The 15,482-nt window shown below is 63.0% G+C and carries 21 protein-coding genes; 9 read left to right on the top strand and 12 right to left on the bottom strand.

Features of this window, described 5'->3' with window-relative positions:
- Positions 1–73: 73 nt before the first annotated feature.
- The gene (gene fumC, locus QM797_RS03355; RefSeq protein WP_283273715.1) at positions 74–1,528 is read left to right on the top strand and encodes a class II fumarate hydratase; all 1,455 of its coding nucleotides are present in this window, start codon (positions 74–76) and stop codon (positions 1,526–1,528) included.
- 238 nt (positions 1,529–1,766) lie between these two features.
- On the opposite strand, the gene QM797_RS03360 is transcribed toward fumC, so the two are convergent.
- The 7 genes from QM797_RS03360 to QM797_RS03390 form a co-directional block, all read right to left on the bottom strand.
- A complete protein-coding gene (locus tag QM797_RS03360; RefSeq protein WP_283273716.1) occupies positions 1,767–2,528 on the bottom strand; it encodes a class I SAM-dependent methyltransferase in 762 nt (253 codons plus the stop codon).
- Between the two features lie 9 nt (positions 2,529–2,537).
- Positions 2,538–3,011, bottom strand: a complete 474-nt coding sequence (locus QM797_RS03365; protein WP_283273718.1) for a GNAT family N-acetyltransferase — start codon at positions 3,009–3,011, stop codon at positions 2,538–2,540.
- Between the two features lie 17 nt (positions 3,012–3,028).
- Positions 3,029–3,364 carry a hypothetical protein gene (locus tag QM797_RS03370; protein ID WP_283273719.1) on the bottom strand — a complete coding sequence of 112 codons (336 nt, stop codon included), beginning with the start codon at positions 3,362–3,364 and terminating at the stop codon, positions 3,029–3,031.
- Between the two features lie 40 nt (positions 3,365–3,404).
- Complete coding sequence (locus QM797_RS03375; RefSeq protein ID WP_283273720.1) at positions 3,405–3,914, bottom strand: putative immunity protein; 510 nt, start codon at positions 3,912–3,914, stop codon at positions 3,405–3,407.
- A 1-nt stretch (position 3,915) separates the two neighbouring features.
- Positions 3,916–4,236, bottom strand: coding sequence for a hypothetical protein (locus QM797_RS03380; protein ID WP_283273721.1), 321 nt, complete (start codon positions 4,234–4,236; stop codon positions 3,916–3,918).
- A 21-nt stretch (positions 4,237–4,257) separates the two neighbouring features.
- Positions 4,258–4,629: a VOC family protein gene (locus QM797_RS03385; protein ID WP_283273722.1), complete on the bottom strand. Its 372-nt coding sequence runs from the start codon at positions 4,627–4,629 to the stop codon at positions 4,258–4,260.
- A gap of 251 nt (positions 4,630–4,880) precedes the next feature.
- Complete coding sequence (locus QM797_RS03390; RefSeq protein WP_283273723.1) at positions 4,881–5,813, bottom strand: helix-turn-helix transcriptional regulator; 933 nt, start codon at positions 5,811–5,813, stop codon at positions 4,881–4,883.
- 103 nt (positions 5,814–5,916) lie between these two features.
- On the opposite strand from QM797_RS03390, the gene QM797_RS03395 reads away from it, so the two are divergent.
- From QM797_RS03395 to QM797_RS03405, 3 genes are read left to right on the top strand one after another with little or no spacing between them, the layout of a single operon-like run.
- Entirely contained in the window at positions 5,917–6,510 is a 594-nt protein-coding gene (locus QM797_RS03395; RefSeq protein ID WP_283273724.1) for a TIGR03086 family metal-binding protein, read from the top strand.
- Positions 6,511–6,557: 47 nt separating this feature from the next.
- The gene (locus QM797_RS03400; protein WP_283273725.1) at positions 6,558–7,238 is read left to right on the top strand and encodes a thiamine pyrophosphate-binding protein; all 681 of its coding nucleotides are present in this window, start codon (positions 6,558–6,560) and stop codon (positions 7,236–7,238) included.
- Entirely contained in the window at positions 7,239–8,150 is a 912-nt protein-coding gene (locus QM797_RS03405; RefSeq protein ID WP_283273726.1) for a transketolase family protein, read from the top strand. It begins immediately after the preceding gene.
- On the opposite strand, the gene QM797_RS03410 is transcribed toward QM797_RS03405, so the two are convergent.
- Together QM797_RS03410 and QM797_RS03415 are read right to left on the bottom strand one after the other, a co-directional pair.
- Positions 8,151–8,612 (bottom strand): DUF6194 family protein, encoded by a 462-nt coding sequence (locus tag QM797_RS03410; RefSeq protein WP_283273727.1) that lies wholly within the window; start codon positions 8,610–8,612, stop codon positions 8,151–8,153.
- A 38-nt stretch (positions 8,613–8,650) separates the two neighbouring features.
- On the bottom strand, positions 8,651–9,274 hold the full coding sequence (locus tag QM797_RS03415; RefSeq protein WP_283273728.1) for a luciferase domain-containing protein: 624 nt from the start codon (positions 9,272–9,274) through the stop codon (positions 8,651–8,653).
- 162 nt (positions 9,275–9,436) lie between these two features.
- On the opposite strand from QM797_RS03415, the gene QM797_RS03420 reads away from it, so the two are divergent.
- Positions 9,437–9,724, top strand: coding sequence for a PLD nuclease N-terminal domain-containing protein (locus QM797_RS03420; protein ID WP_283273729.1), 288 nt, complete (start codon positions 9,437–9,439; stop codon positions 9,722–9,724).
- On the opposite strand, the gene QM797_RS03425 is transcribed toward QM797_RS03420, so the two are convergent.
- The gene (locus QM797_RS03425; protein WP_283273730.1) at positions 9,717–11,111 is read right to left on the bottom strand and encodes an aminotransferase-like domain-containing protein; all 1,395 of its coding nucleotides are present in this window, start codon (positions 11,109–11,111) and stop codon (positions 9,717–9,719) included. The genes QM797_RS03420 and QM797_RS03425 overlap by 8 nt on opposite strands.
- On the opposite strand from QM797_RS03425, the gene QM797_RS03430 reads away from it, so the two are divergent.
- Together QM797_RS03430 and QM797_RS03435 are read left to right on the top strand one after the other, a co-directional pair.
- Complete coding sequence (locus QM797_RS03430) at positions 11,110–12,051, top strand: DMT family transporter (RefSeq protein ID WP_283273731.1); 942 nt, start codon at positions 11,110–11,112, stop codon at positions 12,049–12,051. The two genes, QM797_RS03425 and QM797_RS03430, sit on opposite strands and share 2 nt — an antisense overlap.
- Entirely contained in the window at positions 12,048–13,268 is a 1,221-nt protein-coding gene (locus QM797_RS03435; RefSeq protein WP_283273732.1) for a pyridoxal phosphate-dependent aminotransferase, read from the top strand. The genes QM797_RS03430 and QM797_RS03435 overlap by 4 nt, the downstream gene beginning before the upstream one ends.
- Before the next feature lie 3 nt (positions 13,269–13,271).
- Here the strand turns inward: QM797_RS03435 and QM797_RS03440 are convergent, their stop codons facing one another.
- A complete protein-coding gene (locus QM797_RS03440) occupies positions 13,272–13,469 on the bottom strand; it encodes a helix-turn-helix transcriptional regulator (protein ID WP_283273733.1) in 198 nt (65 codons plus the stop codon).
- Positions 13,466–13,873, bottom strand: coding sequence for a hypothetical protein (locus QM797_RS03445; protein ID WP_283273734.1), 408 nt, complete (start codon positions 13,871–13,873; stop codon positions 13,466–13,468). The genes QM797_RS03440 and QM797_RS03445 overlap by 4 nt, the downstream gene beginning before the upstream one ends.
- 181 nt (positions 13,874–14,054) lie before the next feature.
- Here QM797_RS03445 and QM797_RS03450 point away from each other — a divergent pair, with 181 nt between their 5' ends.
- Together QM797_RS03450 and QM797_RS03455 are read left to right on the top strand one after the other, a co-directional pair.
- Positions 14,055–14,996, top strand: coding sequence for a DUF808 domain-containing protein (locus tag QM797_RS03450; RefSeq protein WP_283273735.1), 942 nt, complete (start codon positions 14,055–14,057; stop codon positions 14,994–14,996).
- On the top strand, positions 14,996–15,481 hold the full coding sequence (locus QM797_RS03455) for a GNAT family N-acetyltransferase (protein ID WP_283273736.1): 486 nt from the start codon (positions 14,996–14,998) through the stop codon (positions 15,479–15,481). The genes QM797_RS03450 and QM797_RS03455 overlap by 1 nt, the downstream gene beginning before the upstream one ends.
- Position 15,482: the final 1 nt, after the last annotated feature.

Genomic DNA, 15,482 nt, shown 5'->3' on the forward strand with positions numbered 1-15,482 from the left:
AGGGCCTTAGGTCACGTCGATACCGACCATTGGGCTCTGCCGCCGGCCCGTCAGCATCACGCAGGGTCTTGCAATGACCAATACTGTTGCTCCCGCGGTCCCGACCGTCCTCGACCTACCGGTGGGCCTGCACGAGAGGGGAACTCGCACCGAAACCGATCCCATGGGTTCCGTGGAGGTCCCCGCCGACCACTACTGGGGTGCGGAGACAGAGCGCTCGCTGGTGCACTTCGCTATCGGAGGCGACCGGATGCCCGTGGCGGTCTGCCGCGCCTACGGCTCGGTGAAGAAGGCCGCGGCACTGGTGAACGCGCGGCACGGATTGCTCCCGCAATGGAAGGCGGACCTGATGGCGCAGGTCTGCGACGAGGTCGCGAGCGGCGCGCTCGACGAGCAGTTCCCGCTCTACGTCTGGCAGACTGGCTCGGGCACGCAGTCGAACATGAACGTCGACGAGGTCGTGGCCAACCGGTGCATTCAGCTCCTCGGTGGCACGCTCGGCTCGAAGAGCCCGGTGCACCCCAACGACGACGTGAACCGCAGCCAGTCCTCCAACGACACCTTCCCCACCGCCATGCATCTGGCCGTGCTGACCGCCGTTACCGATGAGCTCGATCCCAGCGTCCGTGAACTCCACGCAGCCCTCGACGCCAAGGCGACGCTGTGGGCGGATGCGGTCAAGATCGGGCGGACGCACTTGGAGGACGCTGTTCCGTTGACCGTCGGCCAGGAATGGTCCGGGTACGCCCGTCAGCTCGAAGACGGCATCGCTCGCCTCATGGCTACGCTCCCTGCGCTGCACGAGATCGCGCTGGGCGGAACGGCGGTGGGTACCGGTCTCAATGCGCCGGATGGCTTCGACGTCGACGTCGCCGCGGAACTCGCAGACATCACCGGCTACCCGTTCGTCACTGCGCCCAACAAGTTCGCGGCTCTCGGCGGACTCGATGCGGTGGTGGCCGCCTCCGCGGGAATGCGGGCGCTCGCGGTACCACTGATGAAGATCGCCAACGACATTCGATGGGCCGCGTCCGGACCGCGCTGCGGAATCGGCGAGCTGATCCTGCCGGCCAACGAACCGGGCAGCTCGATCATGCCGGGCAAAGTCAACCCCACCCAGTGCGAGTCGGTGGTGATGGTCTGCATCCAGGTGCTCGCCGACGACACGGCAGTGGCCTTTGCCGGATCACAGGGGAATTTCGAGCTGAACACCATGCGTCCCATCGTGATTCAGAACGTGCTGCATTCGGCTCGGATGCTCACCGATGTATGCCGATTGTTCCGCGAGTATTGCATCGAGGGCATCACCTTGAACCGTGATCGCATCGACGAGGGTGTCGAACGGTCCCTGATGCTCGTCACCGCGCTGTCTCCCGCCATCGGGTACGACGCCGCCTCGCTGGTGGCTCAGCAGGCATCGCGCGACGGCACCACGCTGCGAGAAGCCGCCCTCGCGCAGCAGGTGGTGACGGCGGAGGAGTTCGATCGACTGGTCGATCCACGAGCGATGACCGGGACGACCACCTGACCGCACTCTGATCGGATTCGACGTGCGTGGCCGGACGCAGTGCCACCCAAATATCGATTGGGCCGGGGTGCGGTTCACTCAGCCAGTCGCACGTGTGTCGATCGAGACCCATCTGCCTGCTGGTGTGAGGTCGATGTCACCTTTAACGGGGACGACATGGCGCTGTTTGTCACGGCTCGTTCCTCGGGTGCGTTGGGGGAGAATCGAGTCTCCTGATTCGACTGCGAGCGAGTGGATTTCAGGTGTCACGGTGTGGCCTTGTGCAGCGGAAAGCTCTCGAGACGTAGGGAAGGCCAATCGTTGTCGAACCCTGCAGGCCCAATTCGTCGAACAGTGCGGCGAGATCCTGATCGATGCGGCTTCGCTCAGTGACCGATGCGGTGATGTAGAAACTGCGCGATCGAACCAGGTCGGTCAACAGCGATCGGTTCACCGTGCGAGACCACGCCCATCGTCGCTCTTCGAGATGATCGAAGGGCTCCGCTATCGGCGGCGGACCGTCGTCGAACATGGCCATCGCTCCGCCGCGTAAGACCACGGAGTTGAGGCGTCGAACCCAGGCCTGTGACTCGTCGCGAATGTTCCAGACCAAACCCAGCACACCGCCAGGACGCAGGACCCGTCCGATCTCACGTGACGCGGCCACCGGATCGACCCAGTGCCAGGCCTGTCCGAGCAGCACTCCATCGAGACTCTCGTCGTCTACTGGGAGGGATTCGGCAGTACCGACCAGGGTCGGGACACCCGGCACCGCGATGCGCAGGGCGTCGAGCATGGCGGTATCAGGGTCGACGGCAATGGCGTCGCAACCAGCGGCAACGATGCTGCGCGTGAGCTTGCCCGTGCCGGCACCGACGTCAGCGACTCGTGGCGTTCGACCCGACGCGAATGCAGGCTCCAGCAGCCACGCAACCGAGTCCGACGGGTATTCGGGACGAGCCGATTCGTACACCTCGGCGGCGGTTCCGAACGACGTGGAGCTGTTATCTCGGCTAACCATAAGGTCACGTTACCCGTCCGACTCGAGCTCGAGTTCGTAATAGAGAGCTTTCGGTCCCTCGCCGCGTCCTTCGTGGCAGTCGAAGCCTCGCTTCTCGTAGACATGGCGAGCTGCCTCGTCGTCTTCCGAGGTGTTGAGGTCCATGTAGGTGGCACCTCGGGCGCGGGCATGGTCGATGGCATAGTCGAGAAAGGTTGTGCCGTAGCCCTTCCCGCGATGATCTGGCTGAATGTAGAACTCGGCGAGATAGGCCTCCAGGTCGGCGCTCAGCGTACCGATCCGAAATCTCAGAACGGCCGCACCGATGGCGGGAGCTCCGAAGGTCAGCACGCTGGTGTCACCAGATGTGACCAGCCTGTTCAGATGGGCCGCAAGCCATTCGGGCTCGGGTGCCGGGTCGTCGTACTCGCGATTGAAATCGACCAACAGGTTTGCGGCCTCGAAGAGCCCGTCGGAATCTCTGACGTCACGTGTGCCGGACATATCGACTCCTCGAGCTGTCAATTTTCAGGTTGAACAAGTCTTTTCGCATCGAGCAAGCCGAGACCGGGATGCATTTCACGCAACGAACGAATGGCCTTGACGGTTCTGCCGGATTCTGCGACAACGGCTTCGACATCCTCGGCGGGTACGGACTCGGGTCCGATCTTGTTGGGTACGGGCGAGTGCCGACCTCCTCGGTACCAGAGCGCTGGGGCGGCTACTGCCAGCACCACCAGCTTCGACCAGTTCCAGCCAGAAGGATCGGACACGAGGTCGCTGATCGTCAGGAACGCGAGCGCGGCCAGCAAGGTGACAACCGCGTATCGGGTCCAGGGGCGCTCGCGGAGGTTCATGTCTTTCATGCTGTCATCGCCGGTCCATCGAGACAACGCGTCAGCGTCGCAATTCTGTATCGAGTTGGACGAGAAGTATGCCGAACTTCGTGCGCCCGGCGGCCGGTGACGGAAACCGACGCAAGATCGCTCGCACAATCGCATTGGACTGCGCGTCGATCCATTCGATTTGTTCTGCAACAACTTTGGAGTCCGTCAGCGCCAGATGCACGGCGGATCCAAGAATATGCGTGACCTGATGGGGGCTGTACAGCGGATGGAGGAAGGCGGCACCTGCTGCGTGCATGGCAGCAAGGGCGGCGTCGATCGCCGCGGATTCCGTCACCTCGCGGGCGGCCTTGTGCGCGTCCCAGGCGAGTCTGCGTAACTCCGCCGTTCGGTGGCCGGTCTCGGCGAATGACCCGGCACCGTCGATCGCCGAACGTGGACGGAGATCGTTCGGGTGCGAGGCCTCGAAAATCGGCAAGGCACGACGGGCACAGGTGGCTGCGAACGCCGCCACGTGCCGAATGTCGTCGAGACTCAGCTCCACTTCAGCGGGTTCGCCCACGTCAGGCCTCGCGGGTGCCGTTGCGATTCAACATGAATCCGAATCGTCCGAGAACCAATCCGGTCAGCGCGCCGAGAGCTCCGGTCGCCACCGGGACAAGGTACAGCCACGGAGGGCGAAGGATCAATGGATCGCTGTTGAGATCCCTATCCAAATCGATGGAATAGCCGCGGCTCATCGGCACGCCCTCGAGGGGCTCGTACGAACCTTGATAAACGACGTCGTCCAGGTCGGTGGTCCATTCACCGATCAAGTACCAGGAAAGTGGAGCCAATCCGACGATGAATCCGAACAGAAGCAGAAGGATGACGAGATTGCGCACCGTGTCAGGCTATTGCCCCCGTCAACCGTCGTACACCTCTGTGGTGATGCAGAAGGGGTGTCCGGCGGGGTCGAGGAGAACTCGCCACCGCGGGTCCGGTTGCTCCGCTGCTTCGGTTGCCCCACATTCGATTGCATAAGCGACGGATTCGTCGAGGCTCACTCCCGCAGCGAGATCGAAGTGCACGATGGACGCCGACGGCCATGTGGGCGGGATGTAGTTCGCCACCTTCTGCGCAACGATGTTCAGACCCGACTGCGTGCGAATCCCCGAGCTCGACGTGTTCTCCCACAACAGTTCTCCGCCGAGTAGCGCAAGGTAGAAGCGAGCGAGTTCTACCGGCTCGGGGCAGTCGATCGATATCCCTGCTACGTCGAGGTGTGGGCGCGACATGTCACGAGAATACGGTGGCTCCCAGCGTGACGACGACAATCACGAAGATGACCAGGAGGAGTCAGCCCTCCCAGGTGTGCGGGCTGATTCCCCAGCCGTACCGTTTCGGGCCGAACCACGTTCGGGGTGGATTGAAAGCCATAGCGCCGTCCTGAATGTTCGGAGTCAGGTCCACCCTACGAAAGCACCAGACTATTCGCAATGGTAATGACTTCGTAATGCACTCTCCGACTACGAACCCCGCCGCGAAGTCAGCTGTACAACCGCGCCGTTGCCGTCGCACGCTGAGCCATTTCGTCTCGAATTGTGCTCGGCTGCAGCACTGTTACCGCAGGCGCGCACTGCCACAGGGCTCCCACAGCGTGATTGTGGCCGGAAAACTCGATGACTGCGAGGCGTCGTCCGTCGTCCTGCACTTGTTCGCTGATCACTCGAACGACGTTCTTCGTCAACGAGACCCATGCCGATTCTTCTACGAGGCAGGTGATGTCGATGTGGGTCAAACTTGCGCGAAAGGATGTCCAATGCGCCGTGAATGCCGCTTCCAGATCCACGGCAGCACTGCGATGTGCAGGCTCGTCGAGGACGGTCAGGGTATCTATGCGGGATACTCTATAGACACGTTCGTTTCCCTCTCGGGCGGCGAGCTGGTACCAATGATCGCCGGCATAAACGAGCCCTACGGGGTCTAGGGTTCGATCGGATAATTCACCGCCGCGGTTGCGATACGACATCCGTACGCGCAGACCGTCGATGACGACTCGCTGCAATTCCGGTAGATGGACCTCGGGTTCGTGGGGATAGGCAAACCCGTCGGGTCGGACCAGAATCCGTTGTGATGCAGTGCTTGCCGCCGCTCGGTGAGCGTCGGGTATCGCGGCGACCACCTTGCGCATGGCGCTCGCAAACGCCGGGGTGGCGACGCGTCCCGCGCCGGAAGCGAGCAGTGCCGTCGCCTCGGCCGCCGTCAGACCGGTCAGCTCGGTGCGATAGCCCGGCAGCAGACTGATGCCACCACCGCGACCGCGATCGGTGTAGACCGGAATACCCGCCGAGGACAACGCTTCGATGTCACGCAATACGGTGCGCGTGGACACTTCGAGATGGGCAGCGATGTCGGCAGCATTCAATCTGCCCCGATGTTGGAGCAGCATGACGATGGACAGCAACCGGTCTGCGCGCACCCGAAAAGTCTCTCACCAAAACATGACAGAAGATGTCATGTTCACCCGATTTACTTCTATTCAGCAGGCCACAACCGGCGGCCGCGGAACGGAAGGCTCAACAATGAATACCATCGAGACCACGCAGCAGACGGATCCGCGCGAGGTGTACTTCACGTCCGCCGCATGGGTGAGCGGTCTGATCGGTGCGGTGCGCGCCGACCAACTGGACCTTCCCACTCCGTGCGACGAGTTCGATGTCCGGACGCTGGCCGGTCACCTCGTGGCAACGGTGGCCAGGCTGATTGCGATCGCCGAATTGGGTAGCCCGGACTCGGTCTCGCCGTTCTCTCCTGATCACGACGCCGCATCGTTCGACACTCTGGTGGAGCAGGCGCGCGCGGCCTGGGCCGACGACGCGGTTCTCGACGCCCCGGTCATCGTTCCGTGGGGTGAAGTCCCAGGGCGATCGGCTGTGTGGGGCTATGCGCGGGAGTTACTGGTGCACGGATGGGATCTTGCCGTTGCGACGGGACAACCGGCCCAGGCCGATCCAGCGCTCATCGATCCGGTCGCCGTGGAACTTCGAGCACTGCTGCCGGCGGAGAGCCGTGTTCCAGGAGTCCCCTTCGGGCCCATCGTGGAACCCCGATCCGAGGCAGGGCCGTTGGAACGCCTAGCGAACTTCGCGGGCCGGTCGTCGGACGGTTGGGTGTAGTACGACGCCCTTGACCTCGAGTGCACTCGAGGTTGCAGGGTGGTGTCATGCAGATGACCTTCGACGAGTTACCCCAACTCATGACACTGATGACCGGCGACGAAAAGCACGGTGCCAGTGCCACATCCACGCTGGACGTACTGTGGGTGCTGTACTCCGACATTCTTCGTCTCGATACGGCGAAGCCGGATGATCCCGATCGCGACAGGTTCTACCTCTCCAAGGGGCACGGCCCGATGGCGTACTACGCAGTGCTTGCCGCGCGGGGGCTCCTCCCGCCCAACGAGCTCGCGTCGTTCGGCAGTTACCACTCACCGCTGGGCAATCATCCGGACCGCACGCTGATTCCCGGGGTCGACATCGGATCGGGATCGCTCGGTCATGGTCTGGCGCTGGCAGCCGGAACTGCTGTGGCGCTGCAGATCCAGCGAAGCCAGGCCCAGGTGTTCGTACTGATCGGTGACGCCGAGCTCGACGAGGGCAGCAACATGGAAGCCATCCAATTCGCCGGGCGATCGCAGCTGGGCAACCTGAGCACAGTGGTGATCGACAACGATTCTGCTGGTTTGGGTTGGCCCGGCGGCATCGCATCGCGCTTCGCCGTCGAGGGATGGTCGACATCCGACGTCGACGGACGAGACCACAGTGCGCTCCGGCAGGCGTTTCGCATCGATCACGGCGACCGACCGCACGTGGTGATCGCCCACGTGGAGAAGAAGGAGAACTGAATGACGTCGACGATGAACAGGACCGCGGATCAACGCGAGTCCTTCTACCGGCTGGTGCCGGAGCTGTTGGCGCAGGACGAGCGAATTGTGCTGGTGTTGGCCGAGATCGGCGCTGCTTATCTCGAGCCGTACCTCACTCCTGACATCCGATCGCGGGTGGTCAACGTGGGTATTCGAGAGCAGACGATGATCGGTGTCGCGGGCGGAATGGCGCTCGCGGGCTTGCGTCCGATCGTGCATACCTTTCCGCCGTTCCTGATCGAAAGGCCCTTCGAGCAGGTGAAACTCGATCTGGGACATCAGGATGTAGGCGCGATCCTGGTCAGCTCGGGAGGCTCCTACGGTTGGCCGCAAGGCGGTGAGACGCACTTCGGCCAACGCGATGTCGCACTACTGGACACCCTGGACGGGTGGACGGTGCACGTGCCAGGGCACGTCGACGAGGTCGAATGGATGCTGCGCGGTGCGGCTGAATCCGACGATCGCGTCTACATCAGGCTCGACGGCGTCTCGAACGATCACTCGTACGGTCGACCCGGAGGTTCGATGGCCGTTCTGCAACAGGGTAATTCCGGCACTGTGATCTCGGTCGGTCCGATGACGGACCGGGTCCTGGCCGCGGCCCGTGGACGTGACGTGACCGTGCTGCACGCGTCGACGATCAGGCCGTTCGACGGTACAACTCTCCGAGAGACGCTGACTGCGCCGGACGTCATGATCGTGGAGCCTTACCTCGCGGGAACGTCTGTGTCACATATCGATCGGGTTCTATCGGATGTGCGGCATCGGGTGTTGGGAATCGGGGTGGAACCCGGAGAGCGGAGGAAGTACGGAACGGTGGCCCAACACGACCGAGCCAACGGTCTGGACATCGAGGGGCTGTCCCGGTCGATGGACGACTTCTTCGTGTGATCAGTGTTGGCGGCGCTCGTACCTGGCCTTGGCGACGCCGTAAGCAGACTCGACGAGTTCCCCGATCTGGGACTCGGTCTGCGAAGACGGATTGACCACCGACAACCAGCCCGCCGTGCCGTACTGAGGGTGTGCGGCAAGGGTGTCGTCGGTGTCGGCCTGGGGTGCGTGAGCTGCCTCGCGTGGAGGAACTCCCAGGATCTGCTCGAACTCGTGCTTTGCTGCAACGATATTGACGCGGAACGCGTCGGGCCGGTCCAGCCGGGACAACTCGTCACCCGGATAGTTCTTCGTCACGATGGTTGCGAACGGCTGGATGGACGTGGGAACAGTCCCGTCCGGCGAGTAGTAGAAGAACACATCGCCCCATGCGAGTTCGGGAGTTCCATCACCCTCTCGGGGCCGCTGCGCCAACGTGCCGTCGAAGCTGCCGACCAGATTCACGATGTCGTCGAGTGTCATGCATCGATGCTCACATGTTCGGCCGCTCTTGCCCAGAGTCATATCGTCGAAGTAGCTGTCGCGCGATGGATGATCTGTTCGATTCGATCGGCGTCGTCGGAATCTCTCGGTGCGTACAGGAAGACGTAGGTCTCGGGTAGTCCGAGTACGGGGCGTCCTGCCAGCGGGTGCAGTTCGCCCCATCCTGCGGATATGACGGCCTGCGCATCGTCCGGTTGCAGTACGACGTGCAACGAACCTTCGGTCTCGTGTACGTGCACGATTTCGCCTTTGGTTCGGAAGATCCAGGGCGAAGCAGAGCTGAGATCGGTTAGATAGAGCGCCTCACCTCTACGCTCGAATCGACTGCGCTCCAGATGAAACGGTCCATCCGACAACGCCTCGGCGGTGACGGCAGCAGTCAGCCGTTCGATCAGAGCATGGGTACCCCGATCGGTGAGCTGGCGATGGGGAATCGGGTACGGCGCGATCGACGGCCGTGGTCCGGGGCGATGTTCGAGCTGCCAGTGCAGACCGTTACCGGATGTGCCGTCGACACGAAGTGGGTCGCGTCGCGCAAATGGCCGCAGGGCGGTGGTGATCAGCCAGCCACCGACATTGGCGGGAAGTCCTCCCGGACCCAGTTCCATCCACGCGGCGTAGTCGTTCTTGACCTTCTGCACCGAGTCAATCTAGCTGCTGCGTCGACCTAGCTCGTTGCTGTTCGTCAGGGTCGCGTACATCTGCGGATGTACGGCGAGATACCCGCGCAGACCGATGTGCTGAGGAATACCGACTCGTAGCGTTGGTCAGGTCAACGAAACATCGAACGCGAAGGGACCATCATGCAGGTCGCAACTTTTCTTTCTCAGCAACCGTCGACCACCGAGCAGGTGCTCGGTGTGGGATTGGGAACCCTGGGCCTGGTGATCGCTCTGGTGCTGACGTTCGGTGCGCTGTTCTTGTTCATCGCAGCGCTGATCAGCATCATTCGTTCCCCCAACTACACCGCCGCCGGTCGGGCAGTGTGGATCTTCGTCGTACTGGCGTTCCCTTTCCTCGGTGCCCTGGTCTGGTTCGTGTGGGGTCGCAAGTCGACCTTCGCCATGGATGTTTCCCACAGCCTCAGATGATGGAACCGATCGTGCGCGCAGCATCGGGAAACTCGCCGGGGTTGGGACCGGCATAGTTGAGTCGAAGGTACTTACCGGTGGGTTCGGCGGGAAAGTAGTCGCTCCCGGCACCGACGATGACACCGGCAGATTTACATTGCTGCACAATCTGTTCCAGATCGACATCGTCGCGCAGGCGCATCCACAGATTGAGCCCACCGCGCGGGACGGCATCGAGATGGCCGCGAGGTGCGAACTCGATCAGGGTGTTCGCCAACAAGTCCCGGCGAGAGGCCAACTGTGTACGCAGATGCCGGAGATGGGTACGCCAGGCGGGTTGCGTCACCACGTCCAGTGCGACTGCTTGCAGGATCCCGCTGACGTACATCGACTCGGCACCGGTGTCGGCGAGGATTCGCTCGTGTGCGGGGCCGCGAGCGATCAAGCCTGCCAATCGAACCGACGGTGACACCGTCTTGGTGAGCGATCGTAGGTAGACCACATGCCCGGCGTCGTCCCGTGCAGCCAACGGATTCGGCTCGGCGGTGATACCGAAATCGTGGGCCGAGTCGTCCTCGATCAAGAACGCGCCGTGCCGGCGAACTGTGTCGAGAACCTGCTCGCCCAGCGCCGGCGACCAGTGGGCTCCGGTCGGGCTGGCAAACGTGGGTTGGGCATAGAACGCCCGAGAGCCGGTGCGCGCGAACGCCTGTGCCAGCGCATCGGGGTCAGGACCGTGTACGCCGCTGGGGACGGGTACGACGCGGACGCCCGCCTGGGTGGCAGCGAGAATCGCGCCCCAATATGTCGGAGATTCCATCAGTAGCGGACGGCCTGCACCGACGAGCGCCCGGAATGCGGTACTGAGGCCGGTCTGGCTGCCGGGAATGATGACGACATCGCTCGCCGACGGCGGAGTCACGCCCACTGGCGTCGATGCCCCCAACTCCGCTGCGAACCACGCCCGCAATTCGGGCAGTCCGGCGGTCGGGGGCCGAGCAATCACCGCGTCGGTACGGGATGCGCGAGTGAACGCAGCGTGAACGAGCCTCTCCGGCAGCAGCTCCCGAGCCGGGTAGCCCGAGTGCAGTGCAATCACATCGCTCGACGTGGACTGTAGCGCAGCCGGAAGTTGCAGTCGGTTGCCCGGCGCTCCCAGCGCCGCTGTCTGCCACCCGTAGTCGTTGGGCCGGGCCGTGCGTACCGTCCTGACGAATGTGCCGACACCAGGGCGACTTTCGATGACGCCTTGCGCGGTGAGGGTGCGCAGCGCCTTCTGCACCGTGACCGGACTGGCCGAATGCTGGGCCACCAGGGAGCGGGTGGACGGCAGCTTCGCCTCGGGGGGCGCGGTCGCGATCCACTGCTTGAGTGCGTCCACAATCCGTGAACTGCTATCGTCGGACATGACACAGCATAGTAGCGCTACTCGTTCTGGTGCGAGCCCGCTATCGCGCGCCGGATTGTTGTGGGGCTTGGCGGGCGTCACTGCATTCTCGTTCACCGTTCCGCTCACTCGCATCGCCGTCACCGGAGGCCTGTCACCGCTCTTCGTCGGTACCGGGCGCGCCGTGTTCGCCGCCGCATTGGCGGCAGTCGCGCTGGCGGCGACGAGACAACGGCTCCCCCAGGGTGGGCATTGGGGTCGGCTGGCCATCATCGCGGCCGGTGTCGTCATCGGCTTTCCGGTACTCACTTCCTATGCCCTCACCACGGCATCGGCGGGTCATAGCGCCGTCGTCATTGCACTGCTCCCGGCGGCTACGGCCGTTGTCGCGGTGGTGCGAGAACGGCAACGAGTCCGGCCGGTGTTCTGGCTGGTCGCGGCCATGGGCGCTGCCGTCGCGATCGGATTTGCGGCCGTTCAGGGCGGACGGCTGACCGGGCTCGAGTGGTCGGACCTGTTGCTCCTCGGGGCCGTTGTCGCAGCGGCGGTCGGCTACGCCGAAGGGGGCTTGCTGGCCCGCGAACTCGGGGCCTGGCAAACGGTGTCGTGGGCCCTGGTGGTGAGCATTCCGGTGACCGGTGCGTTGGCCGCTTTCTCGTGGTGGGAGCAGCCGTCGACAGCAGGTGCGCCCGAGTGGGCATCGTTCGCCTACCTGGCGGTGGTGAGCATGTACCTCGGATTCTTCGCCTGGTATCGGGGCCTGGCCATCGGCCCCATGTCCAGCGTGAGCCAGATTCAGCTGATCCAACCGGTGCTCACCATCTGTTGGGCCGCGATCATCCTGCGCGAGGGGTTGACGTGGCCGGTCGTCGGGGGAGGAGCAGCGGTCATTGCGTGTGCAACAGTGGCGGTCCGGACCCGGATGTCGCCGTCCGTTCGACAGGAGGAACTTCCGGCATGACGAAATCGATCGATCAGGCGCGCAAGCTCGAGAATGTTCGCTACGACATTCGCGGACGCATTCTGGACAAGACCGAGGAACTCGAGGAGCAGGGCCACGCGATCCTGCGTCTCAACGTCGGCAATCCTGCCCCCTTCGGTTTCGAGGCACCGGACGAGATCATGATGGCCATTATTCGCAATCTTCCGACAGCACAGGGCTATTCGGATTCCCGGGGCCTGTTCTCCGCCCGAACCGCGGTGGTGCAGTACTACCAGACCAAGGGACTGACCGATCTCGACGTCGGCGATGTCTACCTCGGCAACGGGGTATCGGAACTGATCACGATGACGATGCAGGCACTGTGCAACCCGGAGGACGAGATTCTGATTCCCTCGCCCGATTACCCGCTGTGGACGGGATCGGTAGCGCTCGCCGGTGGCACACCCGTCCACTATCTTGCCGACGAGAGTCAGGACTGGGCCCCGGACTTCGAGGATCTCGAAGCCAAGATCACCCCACGCACCCGTGCGATCGTGGTGATCAATCCGAACAACCCGACGGGGGCGGTGTATCCACGCGAGGCACTCCAGCGGTTCGTCGAACTGGCGCGTGAGCACGATCTGATACTGCTCGCAGACGAGATCTACGAGAAGATCGTGTACGACGGTGCGGAGATGACGAATCTCGCCACTCTGACCGGCAAAGATGTTCTGTGCTTGACGTATTCGGGCCTCTCGAAGGCATATCGAGTGTGTGGATTTCGGGCCGGATGGTTGGCGGTCACCGGGCCGCGTCGACGCGCAGCGAGTTTCATCGAGGGTATCACCCTGCTGTCCAACATGCGGATGTGCGCAAACGTACCGGCGCAACACGCGATTCAGACCGCGCTCGGCGGCAGGCAGTCGATCGAAGACCTCCTTCTTCCGGCAGGGAGGCTGACCGCGCAACGTGACCTCGCGCATCGCATGCTCAACTTGATCGATGGAATCAGCTGCGTCCAGGCAGCGGGTGCGCTGTACATGTTCCCGAAACTCGACACCGACCGCTTCGGGATCGTCGACGACGAGAAGTTCGTGCTCGATCTCCTCGAATCCGAGAAGATTCTCGTCAGTCACGGCCGTGCCTTCAATTGGGATGTGCCCGATCACTTCCGACTCGTCACGCTGCCCAACGTCGACGATCTCGCGACTGCGCTCGAACGTCTCGGCAATTTTCTCAGCTCGTATTCGCAATGACGTTCAGCTCGGATCCGGCTCGAACAACTCCTCGATGGTGCAGTCGAAGGCCGCGGCGAGGCGAAAAGCGACGGGCAGGCTCGGGTCGAATCGCTCCTTCTCGATGGAGATGATCGTCAGGCGCGTGACGTCTATCCGATCGGCCAGTTCGCTTTGAGACCAACCCTTCTGGGTGCGCCGCCGTCGAACGTCGTTCCTCATTCGGACAGGGCTCGGTAGCGCGCGAACGCATACCGCGCGGTGAACGATGCGAACGCAGCCAGCAACAGACCCGTCAGCAGCAGAGTGGCCGGGGGATCGACGCGGGTGATGGCCACCACCGCCAGAGTCAGACCGAGGACGGTCACAAGATCGGTGGCGGTGCCACTCGATGCTGCTGTTGTCCAATGGCTTTCGACGCTGTCACCCGAAGCGTAAGTTTGGTCGGCAGTGACCGGTGCGATAATCAGTATCCAGCCCAGCATTGCACCGAACGGGAGCGCGGTGAACCCGAACACCACCGCCGCGACCCCTGGGGCGACGGGCGAGACCAGCCAGGCGAGCAATGCCGTCGCCGACGCCGTGGCAAGGCCGACAGCGGCGACCGATATCCATCTGAGTGTCACGTGAATGCTCCGATCGTAGGTATAGCTCGCTATACGTATAGGAAACCATACATCGCTCGCCGATGGGTAGTCCGTGACGAGCTGCTGGCGGTATGGTTCGAGAATGTGGATCGCCGGATTTCGGCGTCGTACTCAGCCCTAGGAGCCTGACCGTGTATTCGTCTTCACTCGAAGGTCTGTGATGGCCGGCGGACTCGTAGCTCTGCTCGACGACGTGGCAGCGCTGGCGCGCCTGGCCGCGGCATCCATCGACGATGTCGGTGCCGCTACCGGCAAGGCGACGGCCAAGGCGGCCGGCGTCGTGATCGACGACGCAGCGGTGACGCCGCAATACGTTCGCGGTCTCGCGGCCGAACGTGAACTCCCCATCATCAAGCGCATCGCGATCGGCTCACTTCGCAACAAGCTGCTGATCATTCTGCCGATCGCGCTGTTGTTGAGTCAGTTCCTGCCGTGGCTGTTGACGCCGATTCTGATGCTCGGTGGTTGCTACCTCAGCTACGAGGCGGCGCACAAGATCTGGGGCGCGTTGTTCGGCCACGGAGAGCATCACGAGGCTGCCGAGGACGAACCGCGCGACGAAGACACTGTTGTCTCCGGTGCCGTGCGCACCGATCTCATTCTGTCGGCCGAAATCATGGTCATCGCACTGGACACCATTGCCGGCGAAGGCTTCTGGAGCCGTCTGATCATCCTTGCGGTCGTTGCCGTGGTCATCACGGTCGTCGTCTACGGTGTCGTTGCGCTGATCGTGAAGATGGACGACATCGGTCTGAAATTGGCCGAGGGTTCCACCGGATTCATCGAAAAATTCGGGCGAGGCCTGGTCAAGGGCATGCCCAAGGTCATGTCGGTGCTCTCGGTCGTCGGTACCGCAGCGATGCTGTGGGTCGGCGGGCACATCCTGCTCGTCGGTATCGACGAACTCGGATTCCACCCCATCTACGAACTCGTGCACCACGGCGAAGAAGCGGTGCGCGGCGTGGCAGGTATCGGCGGAGTACTGGCGTGGATCGTCAATACCCTCGCGTCGGCGGTCATCGGTGCAATCGTGGGTGCCATCATCGTGGTCGCGCAGTTGGGAATCTCGAAGATGCTCGCCAAGCGGGCTGCCGCGAAGTAGTGGCAGTATCTGCGACGTTCGCCGTCGTTCATCCGTCCTCGGAACCCGCACTGGACATTCTGTATCTCTACAACGTCGATATCGTCGGTCGGTTCTATGGCCGCGAGGCGTCGGACGAGGAAGTGCGCCGAGTCATGGTCGACGAGCCAAGCGACGATCTTGCCGGGGATTCGGGCACGTTCGTAGTGGCGTATGCGGAGCAGTCCGTCGTCGGCTGCGGTGGAGCACGTTTCATCTCCGGCGACATTGCTGAATTGACGCGTGTCTTCGTGGATCCGATCGGCCGGAGGGGTGGCGTCGGCGCATCGTTGATCGGGTATATCGAGAATATTGTTCGAGAGTCCGGCCGCCGCAGAATCCGACTCGATACCCGAGCCGATCTGGTCGAGGCCCGCCGCTTGTACTCGCGGCTCGGCTATGTCGACGTCCCCGCATTCAACGCCGAACCCTACGCCGAGGTGTGGCTCGAAAAGCAGCTCTTCTGAA

This window comes from Rhodococcus sp. IEGM 1381 (genome assembly GCF_030056795.1).
Lineage (GTDB): Bacteria > Actinomycetota > Actinomycetes > Mycobacteriales > Mycobacteriaceae > Rhodococcoides.

Excerpts from the sequence above, each read along its gene's own strand:
- fumC (WP_283273715.1), top strand. The coding sequence starts at position 74 with ATGACCAATACTGTTGCTCCCGCGGTCCCGACCGTCCTCGACCTACCG.
- QM797_RS03360 (WP_283273716.1), bottom strand. The coding sequence starts at position 2,528 with ATGGTTAGCCGAGATAACAGCTCCACGTCGTTCGGAACCGCCGCCGAG.
- QM797_RS03365 (WP_283273718.1), bottom strand. The coding sequence starts at position 3,011 with ATGTCCGGCACACGTGACGTCAGAGATTCCGACGGGCTCTTCGAGGCC.
- QM797_RS03370 (WP_283273719.1), bottom strand. The coding sequence starts at position 3,364 with ATGAACCTCCGCGAGCGCCCCTGGACCCGATACGCGGTTGTCACCTTG.
- QM797_RS03385 (WP_283273722.1), bottom strand. The coding sequence starts at position 4,629 with ATGTCGCGCCCACACCTCGACGTAGCAGGGATATCGATCGACTGCCCC.
- QM797_RS03395 (WP_283273724.1), top strand. The coding sequence starts at position 5,917 with ATGAATACCATCGAGACCACGCAGCAGACGGATCCGCGCGAGGTGTAC.
- QM797_RS03400 (WP_283273725.1), top strand. The coding sequence starts at position 6,558 with ATGCAGATGACCTTCGACGAGTTACCCCAACTCATGACACTGATGACC.
- QM797_RS03405 (WP_283273726.1), top strand. The coding sequence starts at position 7,239 with ATGACGTCGACGATGAACAGGACCGCGGATCAACGCGAGTCCTTCTAC.
- QM797_RS03410 (WP_283273727.1), bottom strand. The coding sequence starts at position 8,612 with ATGACACTCGACGACATCGTGAATCTGGTCGGCAGCTTCGACGGCACG.
- QM797_RS03420 (WP_283273729.1), top strand. The coding sequence starts at position 9,437 with ATGCAGGTCGCAACTTTTCTTTCTCAGCAACCGTCGACCACCGAGCAG.
- QM797_RS03430 (WP_283273731.1), top strand. The coding sequence starts at position 11,110 with ATGACACAGCATAGTAGCGCTACTCGTTCTGGTGCGAGCCCGCTATCG.
- QM797_RS03425 (WP_283273730.1), bottom strand. The coding sequence starts at position 11,111 with ATGTCCGACGATAGCAGTTCACGGATTGTGGACGCACTCAAGCAGTGG.
- QM797_RS03435 (WP_283273732.1), top strand. The coding sequence starts at position 12,048 with ATGACGAAATCGATCGATCAGGCGCGCAAGCTCGAGAATGTTCGCTAC.
- QM797_RS03440 (WP_283273733.1), bottom strand. The coding sequence starts at position 13,469 with ATGAGGAACGACGTTCGACGGCGGCGCACCCAGAAGGGTTGGTCTCAA.
- QM797_RS03450 (WP_283273735.1), top strand. The coding sequence starts at position 14,055 with ATGGCCGGCGGACTCGTAGCTCTGCTCGACGACGTGGCAGCGCTGGCG.